11 protein-coding genes are annotated in these 13,803 nt (G+C 71.0%); 9 read left to right on the top strand and 2 right to left on the bottom strand.

The genetic code is table 11. The features are described from left to right. The first annotated feature begins 32 nt into the window (after positions 1–32). The 6 genes from ACFYW1_RS30085 to ACFYW1_RS30060 all read left to right on the top strand — a co-directional run bounded on the left by ACFYW1_RS30085 (position 33) and on the right by ACFYW1_RS30060 (position 6,956). A complete protein-coding gene (locus ACFYW1_RS30085; protein WP_389000082.1) occupies positions 33–1,805 on the top strand; it encodes an ABC transporter substrate-binding protein in 1,773 nt (590 codons plus the stop codon). 144 nt (positions 1,806–1,949) lie between these two features. Then, positions 1,950–2,951, top strand: a complete 1,002-nt coding sequence (locus ACFYW1_RS30080) for an ABC transporter permease (protein ID WP_389000152.1) — start codon at positions 1,950–1,952, stop codon at positions 2,949–2,951. After that, entirely contained in the window at positions 2,948–4,048 is a 1,101-nt protein-coding gene (locus ACFYW1_RS30075) for an ABC transporter ATP-binding protein (RefSeq protein ID WP_389000079.1), read from the top strand. The genes ACFYW1_RS30080 and ACFYW1_RS30075 overlap by 4 nt, the downstream gene beginning before the upstream one ends. A 35-nt stretch (positions 4,049–4,083) precedes the next feature. Further along, positions 4,084–5,292 carry an ABC transporter ATP-binding protein gene (locus ACFYW1_RS30070; protein WP_389000149.1) on the top strand — a complete coding sequence of 403 codons (1,209 nt, stop codon included), beginning with the start codon at positions 4,084–4,086 and terminating at the stop codon, positions 5,290–5,292. Positions 5,293–5,310: 18 nt separating this feature from the next. Next, positions 5,311–5,982 (top strand): trimeric intracellular cation channel family protein, encoded by a 672-nt coding sequence (locus tag ACFYW1_RS30065; RefSeq protein WP_389000076.1) that lies wholly within the window; start codon positions 5,311–5,313, stop codon positions 5,980–5,982. Between the two features lie 107 nt (positions 5,983–6,089). Further along, positions 6,090–6,956, top strand: a complete 867-nt coding sequence (locus ACFYW1_RS30060) for a thioesterase family protein (RefSeq protein WP_389000073.1) — start codon at positions 6,090–6,092, stop codon at positions 6,954–6,956. Between the two features lie 68 nt (positions 6,957–7,024). Here ACFYW1_RS30060 and ACFYW1_RS30055 read toward each other — a convergent pair whose 3' ends face one another. Beyond that, entirely contained in the window at positions 7,025–7,672 is a 648-nt protein-coding gene (locus ACFYW1_RS30055; RefSeq protein WP_389000070.1) for a TetR family transcriptional regulator, read from the bottom strand. A gap of 100 nt (positions 7,673–7,772) precedes the next feature. Between ACFYW1_RS30055 and ACFYW1_RS30050 the strand changes: the two genes are divergently transcribed. The 3 genes from ACFYW1_RS30050 (at position 7,773) to ACFYW1_RS30040 (ending at position 9,551) form a co-directional block, all read left to right on the top strand. Continuing rightward, a complete protein-coding gene (locus ACFYW1_RS30050) occupies positions 7,773–7,949 on the top strand; it encodes a hypothetical protein (RefSeq protein WP_389000155.1) in 177 nt (58 codons plus the stop codon). Positions 7,950–8,008: 59 nt separating this feature from the next. Beyond that, positions 8,009–8,332, top strand: coding sequence for a DUF4190 domain-containing protein (locus ACFYW1_RS30045; RefSeq protein ID WP_389000067.1), 324 nt, complete (start codon positions 8,009–8,011; stop codon positions 8,330–8,332). A 208-nt stretch (positions 8,333–8,540) separates the two neighbouring features. Next, the gene (locus ACFYW1_RS30040) at positions 8,541–9,551 is read left to right on the top strand and encodes a helix-turn-helix domain-containing protein (protein WP_389000064.1); all 1,011 of its coding nucleotides are present in this window, start codon (positions 8,541–8,543) and stop codon (positions 9,549–9,551) included. A gap of 51 nt (positions 9,552–9,602) precedes the next feature. On the opposite strand, the gene ACFYW1_RS30035 is transcribed toward ACFYW1_RS30040, so the two are convergent. Continuing rightward, entirely contained in the window at positions 9,603–13,430 is a 3,828-nt protein-coding gene (locus ACFYW1_RS30035; RefSeq protein WP_389000061.1) for a S8 family serine peptidase, read from the bottom strand. Between the last annotated feature and the right edge of the window lie 373 nt (positions 13,431–13,803).

Here is a 13,803-nt window from a genome sequence, read left to right as displayed (position 1 = left end):
CCTGGGACCGCGATCTCGGAGGTTGCGAGAAAATGTCCACAGTTACCTCGAAACGACGGCTCACCGCTGGTGCGGCCCTCGTGGTCGCGGCGCTGATGACCACCACGGCGTGCGGCGGCGGCGACGACGGCGAGAGCGGCGGCAAGTCGAAGGGCGCCGGCTTCAACGCGGCGTTCAACAAGGTCGCCAACCCGTCCACCAAGAAGGGCGGAACGCTCAAGTTCGTCGGCAAGCAGGACCTCGACTCCGCCGACCCCCAGCGTGCCTACTACGGCATGGCCTGGGACTTCATGCGCTTCTACACCCGCCAGCTGGTCACCTACGACGCCAAGCCGGGTCAGGCGTCCACCAAGCTGGTCGGCGACCTCGCCACCGGTCCCGGTGAGATCTCGGACGGCGGCAAGACCTACACGTACAAGCTGCGTGATGGTCTGACCTGGGAGGACGGCTCCAAGCTGACCTCCAAGGACGTCAAGTACGGCATCGAGCGCATCTGGGCGACGGACACCATCACCGGTGGTCCGCAGTACCTGATGCAGACGCTGGACCCCAAGGGCGAGTACAAGGGCCCCTACAAGGACAAGTCCCCGGACAAGCTCGGCCTCAAGGCGATCGAGACCCCGGACGACAACACCATCGTCTTCAAGCTGCCCAAGCCCAACGGTGACTTCGAGCAGTTCCTCGCCATGCCGTCCGGCTCGCCCGTGAAGGCGGAGAAGGACACCGGCGCGAAGTACACCCAGCGCCCGTTCTCCAACGGCCCGTACAAGTTCGAGACGTACAAGCCGGGCAAGAACATCGTGCTCGTCCGCAACGACAAGTGGCAGAAGTCCTCGGACCCGGTTCGCGCCGCGCTCCCGGACAAGATCACCGTCACGATCTCCGCCAACCTGGAGGAGAACGACAAGAAGCTGATGGAGGGCGACTACGACGTCGACCTCAACGGCACCGGCATGACCCAGTCCGGCCGCGTCACCGCCATCCAGAAGCACCGGGACAGCGTCGACAACATGCAGACGTCCTTCGTCCGCTACGTGGCGCTCGTCCACACGGCCAAGCCGTTCGACGACGTCCACTGCCGCAAGGCCGTCTTCTACGCCACGGACTTCGCCGGTCTCCAGCAGACCCGCGGTGGCGAGATCGCCGGTGGCGCGATCGCCAACAGCACCCTGCCGGTCTCCATCAAGGGCCACAGCGACTACGACCCGTACGGCGTCCTCGCCCGCAAGGGCAAGCCGGACCTGGCCAAGGCCAAGGACGAGCTGAAGCAGTGCGGCCAGCCGAACGGCTTCACCACCAAGCTCACCGCCCGCAACAACAACCCGGGTGAGGTCGACACCGCCGAGGCGCTCCAGGAGCAGCTCGGCAAGGTCGGCATCAAGGTCGAGGTCGACCCGATCGACGGCGCCGAGGCGTCCAGCATCACCGGCTCGCCGTCCGTCGTGAAGAAGCGCGGCTACGGCATGACGATGAGCGGCTGGGGCCCGGACTTCCCGTCCGGCCAGGGTTTCGGCCAGCCGCTGTGGGACAGCCGCTTCCTCGCGGACACCGGCAACTACAACGAGTCGCAGCTGAACGACCCGAAGATCGACGGGCTGTTCGACAAGGCGATCGCGGAGACCGACCCGGTCAAGGCCGGTGAGATCTACAAGGAGCTCGACAAGCGGATCCTCGACCAGGCCGACTGGATGCCCTTCATCTACGAGAAGAACATCACCTGGCGCGGAAGCCGTCTGACGAACGCCTACATGTCCGACGCCTACAACGGCCGCTACGACTACGTCTCGCTCGGCGTCGTCAAGTAATCGCTGTAGCCAACAGCATTTGCAGTCAACCCCGTTGACTGTTCCACTGCCGCCGAAACCCGCCAGTCCGAAGGGCAGGTGATGGCCGGGGCGGTGGCCGGGAGCCCCCACAAGGGGTTCCCGGCCACCGCCGGGCCGCACACAGTGCTTGCTTATCTCATCCGGCGCCTGTTCGCCGTAGTCATCATGGTGCTCGTCGTACTGCTCGCGACCTTCACCATCTTCTTCATGCTGCCCAAGTGGGCGGGCCAGGACGTAGCAGTCCTCTTCGCCGGCAAGGCCACGGGTGTCGAGCAGCTCCAGGGCATCCGGGTCAAACTGGGTCTCGACGAGCCCCTTCTCGTCCAGTTCTGGGACTTCGTCAAGGGCATCCCGATGGGGCGCGACTACGCGAACGGTGCCGACGTCACCCACTGCGCCGCTCCCTGCTTCGGGTACTCCTTCCGCACGGAGGTCCCGGTCTGGACCACCCTCAAGGACGCCCTGCCCGTCACCGGGGGCCTCGCCGCCGGTGCCTGTGTCCTGTGGCTCCTCGGTGGCGTCGCCACCGGTGTGGTGTCCGCGCTCCGCCGCGGCACCATCTGGGACCGCGCCGCGATGACCACGGCCCTGGCCGGCGTCTCGCTGCCGATCTTCTTCACCGGCATGGTCGCGATGGGCCTGTTCGTGCACAACTTCGGCTGGGTGAAGATCGCCGACAACCTCTCCACGGACGACAGCATCGGCACCTGGTTCCAGACCCTGATCCTGCCGTGGATCGTGCTCGCGTTCCTGAACGCCGCGATGTACGCCCGCCTCACCAGGGCCACCATGCTCGAAGTGCTCGGCGAGGACTACATCCGCACCGCCCGCGCCAAGGGCCTGGGCGAGGGCACCGTCATCACCCGGCACGCGCTGCGTTCCGCGATGACACCGATCCTCACCGTCTTCGGCCTCGACATCGGCGTGCTCCTCGGTGGCGCCGTCCTCACCGAGTCCACGTTCAACCTGCCGGGGCTCGGGCTCGCGGCGGTCCAGGCCATCAGCAACAAGGACCTGCCGGTGATCCTCGGCGTCACCCTGTTCGCGGCTCTCGCGATCGCCGTCGCCAACCTCCTCGTCGACATTCTGTACGCCGTCATCGACCCGCGAGTGAGGCTGGGATGACCGAACTGCACAAGAGCGGTGCCGCGCTGGGCGAACCCACCCGGACCGGATCGCCCGCTCCCTCCGCCTTCCTCGAAGTACGCGACCTCAAGGTGCACTTCCCGACCGACGACGGACTGGTCAAGTCCGTCGACGGGCTCAGCTTCCAGCTGGAGAAGGGCAAGACCCTCGGCATCGTCGGAGAGTCCGGCTCCGGGAAGTCCGTCACCTCGCTGGGCATCATGGGCCTGCACACCGCCGGCCAGTACGGCAAGCGCAAGGCGCAGGTCTCCGGCGAGATCTGGCTGGACGGCAAGGAACTGCTGACGGCCGACCCCGACGAGGTGCGCAAGCTGCGCGGCCGCGACATGGCCATGATCTTCCAGGACCCGCTGTCCGCGCTGCACCCGTACTACACGATCGGCAAGCAGATCGTGGAGGCGTACCGGGTCCACCACGCCGTGGACAAGAAGACCGCCCGCAAGCGGGCGGTGGAGATGCTCGACCGGGTCGGCATCCCGCAGCCCGACAAGCGCGTCGACAGCTACCCGCACGAGTTCTCCGGCGGCATGCGCCAGCGCGCGATGATCGCCATGTCGCTGGTCAACAACCCCGAGCTGCTGATCGCCGACGAGCCGACGACCGCGCTGGACGTGACCGTCCAGGCGCAGATCCTCGACCTGATCCGGGACCTGCAGAAGGAGTTCGGCTCCGCCGTCATCATCATCACCCACGACCTGGGCGTCGTGGCCGAGCTCGCCGACGACATCCTGGTGATGTACGGCGGGCGCTGCGTCGAGCGCGGACCGGCCGAGAAGGTGTTCTACGAGCCCCGGCACCCCTACACCTGGGGCCTGCTGGGCTCGATGCCGCGCCTCGACCGCGACCAGACCGACCGGCTCATCCCGGTCAAGGGTTCCCCGCCGTCGCTCATCAACATCCCCTCGGGCTGCGCCTTCAACCCGCGCTGCCCGTACGCGGACGTGCCCAAGGACGACGTCACCCGCACCGTACGGCCCGAGCTGCAGGAGGTCGGCAGCCGGCACTGGGCGGCCTGCCACATGTCGCAGGAGCAGCGGGAGCGTATCTGGACCGAAGAGATTGCGCCCAAGCTGTGAGCGAGGAAAAGGCCGTGACGAGCGAGGACAAGGGCGTGGACGTTCCGGCGCAGAGGGCTGCCGGCGACGGGACGCCGGCCGGGGACGCCGCCTCCCGCGAGGTGCTGCTCAAGGTGACCGGGCTGCAGAAGCACTTCCCCCTCAAGAAGGGGATGCTGCAGCGCACCACCGGTGCCGTGAAGGCCGTCGACGGGATCGACTTCGAGGTGCGCTCGGGCGAGACCCTGGGCGTCGTCGGTGAGTCCGGCTGCGGCAAGTCGACGATGGGCCGGCTGATCACCCGGCTGCTCGAACCCACCGCGGGGAAGATCGAGTTCGAGGGGAGGGACATCACCCACCTCGGGGTCAGCGGCATGCGTCCGATGCGCCGGGACATGCAGATGATCTTCCAGGACCCGTACTCCTCGCTGAACCCCCGGCACACGATCGGCACGATCGTGGGTGCCCCCTTCAAGCTCCAGGGCGTCACGCCCGAGGGCGGCGTCAAGAAGGAGGTGCAGCGGCTGCTGGAGGTGGTGGGCCTCAACCCCGAGCACTACAACCGCTACCCGCACGAGTTCTCCGGCGGCCAGCGCCAGCGCATCGGGATCGCCCGCGCGCTCGCGCTCAAGCCGAAGCTGGTCGTGGCGGACGAGCCGGTGTCGGCGCTGGACGTCTCGATCCAGGCGCAGGTGGTGAACCTGCTCGACGACCTCCAGCGCGAGCTGGGCCTCACGTACGTGATCATCGCCCACGACCTGTCGGTCGTCCGGCACGTCTCGGACCGGATCGCGGTGATGTACCTCGGCAAGATCGTGGAGCTGGCCGACCGCGAGTCGCTCTACAAGGCGCCGATGCACCCGTACACCAAGGCGCTGCTCTCGGCGGTCCCGATCCCGGACCCCAAGCGGCGGTCGGCCAAGAGCGAGCGGATCCTGCTCAAGGGCGACGTGCCGTCGCCGATCGCACCGCCCAGCGGCTGCCGGTTCCACACCCGGTGCTGGAAGGCCACGGAGGTCTGCAAGACGCAGGAGCCGCCGCTGGCCGCGCTGAAGACCGGGCACCAGGTGGCCTGCCACCACCCGGAGAACGCGCCCGACCAGGTGCCCGGCGAGGAGGTGACGGCCCAGGCGCGCGAGGCGATCGAGATCGTCGAGGTGAGCAAGCCGGAGCCCGAGGCGCCGGAGCCCGAGGCCGCCGCCGAACCCGCGGCGGACGGTGGTACCGGGTCGTCCGATACGCCGGAGGACAACCCCAAGGAGTAGTACCGGCACAATTGCCCGGTGCTCAACGAACTGTTCACGCCCTCCGTCCAGCATGCGCTCGACATCGCCGGAATCTTCGTCTTCGCGATCTCCGGCGCTCTGCTCGCCGTACGCAAGAACTTCGATGTCTTCGGCATCGCGGTGCTCGCCGAGGTGACCGCGCTGGGCGGGGGGCTGTTCCGTGACGTCGTCATCGGGGCGCTCCCGCCCGCGGCGTTCACGGATCTCGGCTACTTCACCACCCCGCTCCTCGCCGCCGCCCTGGTGTTCTTCCTGCATCCGCACGTCGAACGGATCCAGGTGGGCGTCAACGTCTTCGACGCGGCGGGCCTCGGGCTGTTCTGCGTCACGGGCACGGTCAAGGCGTACGACTACGGGCTCGGCCTCACCGCGTCGGCGACCCTCGGGCTGGCCACCGCGGTCGGCGGCGGCGTGCTGCGCGACGTACTGGCCAACGAGGTGCCCTCGCTGCTGCGCTGGGACCGCGACCTGTATGCGGTGCCCGCGATGGTCGGCGCCATGATGATCGTCCTGTGCATCCGCTTCGGCGCGCTCAACGCGTTCACCAGCGGCACCGCGGTGATCGTCGCCTTCGTGCTGCGGCTGCTGGCGATGCGCTACCACTGGCGGGCCCCGCGCGCCTACAACCGGAAGTCCGCGAGGGCCGAGGAGGGCTCCGCGGCCACCTGAAGCGGCCCGTGCCGGGGCGCGGTCCGTTCCGGGTCCGGGCGGGCCCGTCATTTTCGGACCACGAAAAAGCTACCGCTCAGTAATACAATCGGTGTACGGTGCGTCGCATGGCACAGGCAGCAGAGCAGGCGGCACCGACCGCGCAGGCGACCATCGGGGACAGCGAGTTCGACCGCGACACCGCCGTCACCCTCCGGGAAGAGGGCGTCTACGACGCCGAACTCTCCGCGGGCTGGACGATCATCCACGCCGTCAACGGCGGCTATCTGCTCGCCATGCTGGGCCGCGCGCTCGGCGAGGCCCTGCCGCACCCGGACCCCTTCTCCGTCTCCGCGCACTACCTCACCGCGTCCGTCCCCGGCCCCGCGGTGATCCGGACCCAGACCGTCCGCACCGGCCGTACCCTCTCCACCGGCCAGGCGTCCCTCTTCCAGTACGCGCAGGACGGCTCCGAGGTCGAGCGCATCCGGGTCATCGCCACCTACGGCGACCTGGACGCCCTGACCGATGAGGTCCGCACGTCGGCGAAGCCGCCGGCCATCCCGCCGCTGGAGCACTGCCTCGGCGCGAGCGACGGCCCGGCCCCGATCCCCGGCAGTTCCGCCATCACCGAACGGATCGACATCAAGCTGGACCCGGCGACGGTCGGCTGGGCCGTGGGCGCGCCCTCCGGCAAGGGCGAGATGCGCGGCTGGTTCGGCCTCGCGGACGGCCGCGACGCCGACCCGCTCTCGCTGCTCCTGACCGTGGACGCGCTGCCGCCCACCGCCTTCGAGCTGGGCATCAAGGGCTGGACGCCCACCATCGAGCTGACCACCCACATCCGCTGCCGCCCCGCCCCGGGCCCGCTCCGGGTCTCCATCACCACCCGCAACCTCGCGGGCGGCTTCCTGGAGGAGGACGCGGACGTCTGGGACAGCGCGGACCGACTGGTGGCCCAGTCCCGCCAGCTGGCCAGGGTGTCGCGTTCCTGAAGTGCCATCGATCCCCGCAGGGGCCCGCCGGAATCCGGCGGGCCCCTGTGCGTGCGGGGCGGACGCGCTCAGGCGCCCGGGCCGTCCGGATCGCCCGGGCCGTCCAGCCAGTGGAGCCGGCCGAGGTTGACCAGCCTGAGCCGCCGCCGGGCCGTCTCGGCCACCCGCCGCTCGCCCTCCGGCCCCGCGTCCAGCAGCGCCGACGTGGTCATCACCATGTGGTCGACGTAGAAGCCGCCCAGCATCAGCAGGTCCTCGTCGCTCCACCCCCGGGACTGCGGCTCCCCGGCGAGCGCCGCCGCCGTCTCCTCGGCGAACCGCCGCAGCTGGGCCGCTATGGCCTCACGGACCGGGCCGACCCCGCCGTGCTGCTCGCGGGCGATGAAGCGGAAGTGGGCGGGCTGCTCGCCGACGTGGCGCAGGATCAGCTCGACGCTGCGCCCCAGGCGCTCCTCGCTGTCGCCGGTCTCGGCGAGGACCGCGCCGATCATTCCGTGCAGACTGCCCAGCGCCTCCTCGACGAGTGCCACGCCGAGCGCGGCGGTGTCCTCGAAGTGCCGGTAGAAGGCGGTGGGCGTGACGCCCGCGGCCCGGGTCACCTCGCGCAGCCCGAGGCTGCTGAGGCTCTGGTGCTCCAGGAGGGCGAGTGCGGCGTCCAGCAGTGCCTGACGTGTTCTCAGCTTCTGGGTCCGGCGGACGCCGACGGTGTGACTCATGCCATTCAGTAAACAACTGTTCTCCGGAGTGGGGAAGGGGAGCCGGGTCTAGACTGAGGAGTCAGTGAACAGTCGTAATCTCAAGTGCTCGTGAGAGCCCGTGGAAAGGCTGAACATGATCGTCCTCGTCGTCGCCCTGCTCCTGCTGGGGGTCGTGCTGGGTGCGGTGGCCCAGATCCCGCCCGCGCTCTCCCTCGTGCTCGGTGCCCTGATCGGCTGCTGGCTGCTGGTCTTCGCCGTGCGCGAGCGGGCGGGCGCGCGTCGCCGCTCCTCGTGACCGGCCGCGCCGCCGTGATGCCCGCCGCACCGCACCCCGACCCGAAGGAGTCCGCCGTCATGACCCTCACCGCGACCGCCCGCCGCCCCGAAGTCGCCGCCCCGCCCCCCGCCTCCTGTGGGCCGGCCGCCCCCGCCCGACGCTCCACCCGGGACGCGGACGGGCTGGCCGTGGCCTCGTTCGTGCTCGGGCTCGTCGGACTGCTGGTGATGAACATCCTGCTCGGCCCGGCCGCCATCGTGATGGCGATCCTCGCCCTTGCCCGGTCCACCTCCCGTCGCGGCCGCGCCCTGCTCGGGCTCGCGCTCGGCGTCGCCGACCTCGTGGTCCTCGCCCTCCTCGTCACCGGAAACGGCGTCGTCGCCTGGAACTTCGGCGGCTGAGCCGGGCGGGGCGGATCCCCGTCGCGGCCGCCCGGCTCCCGGGACGCCGCCCCCGCCGCGCCTCCTCGTCGGGCGTCCCGCCCGGGGCTCGCGGAAACCGTGACGTCTCCTGATCATTCGTCAGGTCTGCTCGCATTCTGTTCGCTTTCGATCTTGGATGGCACAGTGGGCGTCCGTCCGGGGTGAGTTGCGGGGAGGGAGAAAGCGCTTGCTGGAGATAGCGGGGATCGAGGCGGCGGAGGAGCGGGTCTACCGCCACCTGGTGGAGGTACGGAGCGCGGGCGTGGACGAGATCGCCCAACGGCTCCGCATCCGGGAACGCGAGGCGGCGGCGCTGCTGTCCTCCCTGCACGACAAGGGCCTGGTCGGGCGGCTGCCGGGCGACGGCGACACGCGGTACGTACCCGTCCCGCCGGACGTGGCGCTGCAACCCCTGCTGGCGCGCGGACAGGAAGCACTGGAATGGGCGCGGCGCGCGGTGGAGCAGCTGGCCGAGGAGTACCGGGCGGGCGGCCGGCGCCATGACGCCGGGCAACTGGTCGAGGTGATCACCGGGGCCGGCGCCATCCGTCAGCAGCTGCGCCAACTCGCCTACGGGGCCCGCAGCGACCTGCGGTGGTTCTGCAAGGCCGATCCCGTGGCGCTGCGCGCCCAGGACAACGACGAGGAGTTCGAGCTGCTCGCCCAGGGCATCCGCTACGAGGCGATCTACGAACGGGCCTGCCTGGAGCAGCCCGGCATGGTCGACAACGTCGCCCAGGGCATCCGCGCCGGTGAGGTGGCCCGCGCCACCAGCACCCTCCCCGTGCGCATGGTCATCGTCGACAGCTCCGTCGCCGTCTGCCCGCTGATGCCGGGCGGCACGTCCGGCATCAGCGGCGAGCCGACCGCGGCGATCATCCGCAGCAGCACCCTCCTGGACGCCCTCGTCGCCCTGTTCGACATCCAGTGGGCGGCGGGGACCCCGCTGCACGTCACGGAGGCGGGCGAACTTGCCGACTTCGCCGGCGGCATGGAACCGGGCGGCAGCCTCGCCGACGACGAGCGCTATCTGCTCTCCCTGGTCGTCGCGGGCGTGACGGACAAGGCGATCGCCACCCAGCTGCGGGTCAGCCACCGCACGGTGCAGCGCCGGATCACCGCGCTGATGCGGCGGGCGGGCGCGACGACGCGTACGCAGCTGGTGTGGCAGGCATCGCGGCGCGACTGGCTGTCGTAGGACGCACGCGAGCCGCGACCGGGACCGGTCGCGGCTCGCGTGTCCCGCGTACTACCTCAGTGCGTAAGCCCGCTCGATCTCCTGCGTCACCTCGTTGCCCGCGTCGTCCCAGGCGCGGACCCGCAGCGTGACGTACCCGCTGGTGCGGGCGGTCGAGGGGTGGGTGACCCGGACACGGTAGGCACCGTCGCTCCGGGCGGAAACCTTCGCCGCCCGCCAGTGCTCGCCGTCGTCGTACGAGACGGACACCTCCATGCCCTTCACGGAACGGCCCGTCAGGCCGTCCTGGTGGCGGGCGCTCACTCCGAAGGCGAAGGGCCCGGAGCCGGGGGCGGAGCCCCGGAGGTCGGTGGCCACGTCGTAGTCGAGCTGGAGGAGGGGGAGCAGGGACTCCTCGTCCCCGGCCGGACGAGGAGCCGTGAACGACCAGCGGGTGCTGGTGGCCCGCGAGAGGGTGCCCTCGGGAGAGGTGCGCTTCACGTCCAGGTCCAGCCGGTAGCGGCCGTCGTCCCCGCCCGCGGGGAAGACGCCCCACGCCCGGGGGCCTTCGGCGAGGACCTCGCCGTCGCGGCGCAGTACGGCGCGGGTCTCGTCGGGGTGGGGGGTGTCGGCGTCCCTGCGGGGCAGGGCGTGGCCGTAGTGGCCGGAGACGGTGTCGGCGAACTCGGGGATCCCCAGGGTCAGCCGGTCGCCCTTGCGGTACGCCAGCCCTTCGGCACCCCGGGGGATCGCCGGGCGGACCACGGGGGCGTACCAGCTCTCCGTGGTGCGCTCACCGGGCCGGTAGGTGCGCAGGGGGCCGAACATGCCGGTTCCCCTCGTCTGGCCCGCCCAGGTGTTGCGGGGGTTGACCCAGTGCAGCCACCGGGCGTCGGCGGGACCGCTCAGGTACTCCGTCCGCACCTGTCCGGTGCGGGCGTACCGGGCCCAGGGGGAGAGGTACACGTTCTCCCCCTCCCACGGACGCCAGGACTCCCGGTTCTCCGTGACGTACCGCGTCCCGCTCGTGTCCGGGTAGCGCGAGACCACGGTGGCCGTGTTCCTCGGCCCCACCTCGTGGACCACGCGCTCGGGGACACGCTGCTGGGAGACCTGCACGACGTCGTAGAGGTAGGGGCTCTCCGGGGTCCCCCTCAACTCCAGCACGGTGCCCGGCACGCGCAGCCGCTGCGCGGTGGCGGGGGAGGCGTACAGCCCGATCGCGGGCAGTCGCGGTCCCACCGGCTGCCAGGTCGCGGTCGCGGACCTGTTGCCGTCGGCGGTGGTGACGGCGGCCGCGGCTCCGGCCTTGGCGGCCGCGGCCACCGCCTCGTCGTACTCGATTCCCTCCAGTTCCACGAGCACCGCCGCGCCGCGGACGTCCGTGCCCCGTTCGCGCAGTGCCGCGTAGTCCTCGGGCCGTCCGTGACCGGCGTCCACCACCCGCAGGCGCCGCACGCCTTCCACGGCGGGGGAGTTGTGGAGCAGCCGGACGGGGACACCGGCCGCGGCGCCGGTGGAGACCGCGCGTGCGCGGAGCATCGGTGCGGTCAGCTGCCAGCGGGAGGAGAACTCGAAGTCTCCCTCGGTGTACTTCCCGGTGGGCGTGACGTAGAGGCGCATCCCGCCGCTGTGGGAGGTGGAGAAGAAGCTGGCGAACTCCCGCTCGCCGGTCTTCCAGTGGGTGCTGAAGACCATCGGGCCCCGCTGCTCGGCCCGCTGGGGGGTCCGGATCTCCACGGGGACCGCCTTGCGCGCGTCGAACACCAGGTCCGTGTCGCCGCTCACCCGCACCTGGGGGTCGACCACCAGGCTGGTGGTGAGGTTGTCCTCGGTGTACTGCCGGATGACGCCGTGCAGGTAGTACGTGCCCGAGGGCAGCTCCACCGTCGCGGTGTTCCCCGCCGGCAACTCCCCGAGGACGTCGAAGCGGCCTATGGGGCCCAGCAGGATCAGCGGGGAGACGGTCGCCGGCTGCCCGTCGCGGTCGACGCCGCGCACGGTGACCTTGTGCTTGGCCGGGTCCTTCGTCGCGGAGAGAACGGTGTGCGCGACGGTCTGCCCGTCGGCCGAGGTGGCGGTGAGGCGACCGCCGTAGATGCCCTCGGGCAGCGCGGGCACGTCGAGGGTCACGGTCACGTCGGCAGTGCCGTGGGCGGGCACGGTGACCTGCTCGGGGGCGCCGACGGCTCCTGCCGGGGGCGGGGAGCCGTAGAGCTTGTCGAAGGTGGTGGCCAGGGCGAGCGCGACGGGCGCGTCGCCGTCGTTGGTGTAGGTGACGCGCACCTGCTGCGGGCCCGAGTCCGGCTCCAGGGCGCCGAAGGTGGTGGTGCCGGTGGCGCGCACCTGCTGGCGCACCGAGCGGGCCACGTCCACCCGGCCGGTGCCCTGCTCGTAGACCGTCTGGTCGGGGGCGGTACGCGTCGTGCTCATCAACGCGTCCTTGAGCTGCCGGCCGTTCCAGTCCGGGTGCTGCGCGGCCAGGATCGCCGCCGCGCCCGCCACGTGCGGGGTCGCCATGGACGTACCGGAAGCGGCGGTGTACGACGCGTCCACCGGGTTGCCCATGGACGTACCGGCCGCGCGGGCGGCGACGATGCCGACGCCGGGAGCGGTGAGGTCGGGCTTGGCGCCGTTGTCCCCGACGCGCGGACCGCGGCTGGAGAAGGGGGCCAGCTTGTCGTCGCGGTCGACGGCGCCCACGGTCAGCGCGTTCGCCGCGGCGCCCGGGGCGCCCACCGTGTAGTCGGCGCCCGAGTTGCCCGCCGCCACGACGAAGAGGGTGCCGGTGTCCTCGCTGAGGTAGTCGAGGGCGATGCTGAGTATGTCGGTGCCGTCGGTGGGCTGGCCGCCCAGGCTCATGCTGACGATGTCGGCGCCCGAGCGGGCGGCCCATTCCATCCCGCCGAGGATGGCGGAGTACGGCCCGGAGCCGGTGTCGTCGAGCACCTTGCCGATCATCAGCCGTGCCCCCGGCGCCACGCCCTTGCGCGAGCCGTCCGAGGCGGCGCCGCTGCCGGCGATGGTGGAGGCGACGTGGGTGCCGTGGCCGTTGCCGTCGTTCGCGGTGGGATCCTCGGTGAAGTTGCGTACCTCGCCGAGTCTCCCGGCCAGGTCGGGGTGGGTGGCGTCGACACCGGTGTCCAGGACGGCGACGGTCGCGCCCTTTCCGTCGTAGCCGGCCTTCCACGCCTCGGGCGCACCGATCTGCGCGGTGCTGCGGTCGAGGGAGGCGTGGGCCTTCGCGTCCAGCCACAGCTTCTCGACGCCGCCCTCGAAGGCCGCGTTCTTGAAAGCGGAGTTCTTGGAAGAGGCTTTCTTCGTGCCGTCCCCGGCGGCGCTCTTGGCGAGCGCGTCGTCGTCGATGGCCTTCCAGAAGCGCCTGGCCTGCTTCTTGTCCGCCTTCAGCGCCGAGCCGCGCAGGCTCTTGAGGACCAGGCCCTTGCGCGAACCGGTGGGCGCCCCCTTGACCGTGGGGTTCGTGCCGCCGGTGTAGCGGGCGATCAGCGGGATGGCGGAGGCGTGGGCGTCGTCGTAACCCTGCTCGATCAGGGAGGTGATGTTGAACAGCTGTCGGTCCAGCTTGCCGGAGGCGATGTACGGGAGTGCGGCGCGGGGCAGCACGTACAGCTGCTTGTCGATCTCCAGCTGGGTGAAGTCGGCCTGCGAGACGCCCGGGGCCGGCTCGACGGAGACGGCCTTTCGGCCGCCGGGGAAGGTCTCCAGCCGCACCCGGTCACCGGTCACGAGTGTGACGGAGGTGACCTGGGGGCGACCTGCGGGGTTCGCGCCGACGGAGGCGGGCGCCGGGGCGGCGCTCGCGCCGAAGGATGTGGGGGCCGAGGTGGCGATGAGGACTCCTGCCGCCAGTACGGCGGCAGATCGATACCGTCTGTGCATCGGAACCTTTCCAGGTGGCAAGGAAATGGACACGCGGTGCGGCTCAAGACTGGGGCCCCGCCGATCGGCCGCACCAGCCTTTTCCGTGCCGCGCTTGCGACATGTCGCCAAAACGACACGGCGCCCTCCGCCGCGCGTACCGGCGCGGTCACCGGGGCCGGGCGGCCCCTCCTCGTCGCCGGAAACGGCCTCGTCGCCCGGGACTTCACCGGCCGGACCGGCGGCCTCGTCACCGGGGACTTCACCGGCCCGACCGGGCGCGGAGCCCGACGCCCTCCCCGCCCGGACGGGCCCGGGAACGGGGCGAGGAGGAACGGCACCCGGCCGTGCGCGGGTGCGCCCGCCGTACGCCCCGCCCCGGGCTCGTAGAATC

The organism is Streptomyces sp. NPDC002669 (assembly GCF_042889165.1).
Classification (GTDB): Bacteria; Actinomycetota; Actinomycetes; order Streptomycetales; family Streptomycetaceae; genus Streptomyces.
Note: the sequence above shows the minus strand (reverse complement) of the source record. Positions and strands in the feature narration are given on the sequence as shown.

Coding starts and splice junctions, on each gene's coding strand:
- ACFYW1_RS30085 (WP_389000082.1), top strand. CDS start 33: ATGTCCACAGTTACCTCGAAACGACGGCTCACCGCTGGTGCGGCCCTC.
- ACFYW1_RS30075 (WP_389000079.1), top strand. CDS start 2,948: ATGACCGAACTGCACAAGAGCGGTGCCGCGCTGGGCGAACCCACCCGG.
- ACFYW1_RS30060 (WP_389000073.1), top strand. CDS start 6,090: ATGGCACAGGCAGCAGAGCAGGCGGCACCGACCGCGCAGGCGACCATC.
- ACFYW1_RS30035 (WP_389000061.1), bottom strand. CDS start 13,430: ATGCACAGACGGTATCGATCTGCCGCCGTACTGGCGGCAGGAGTCCTC.
- ACFYW1_RS30045 (WP_389000067.1), top strand. CDS start 8,009: ATGACCCTCACCGCGACCGCCCGCCGCCCCGAAGTCGCCGCCCCGCCC.
- ACFYW1_RS30055 (WP_389000070.1), bottom strand. CDS start 7,672: ATGAGTCACACCGTCGGCGTCCGCCGGACCCAGAAGCTGAGAACACGT.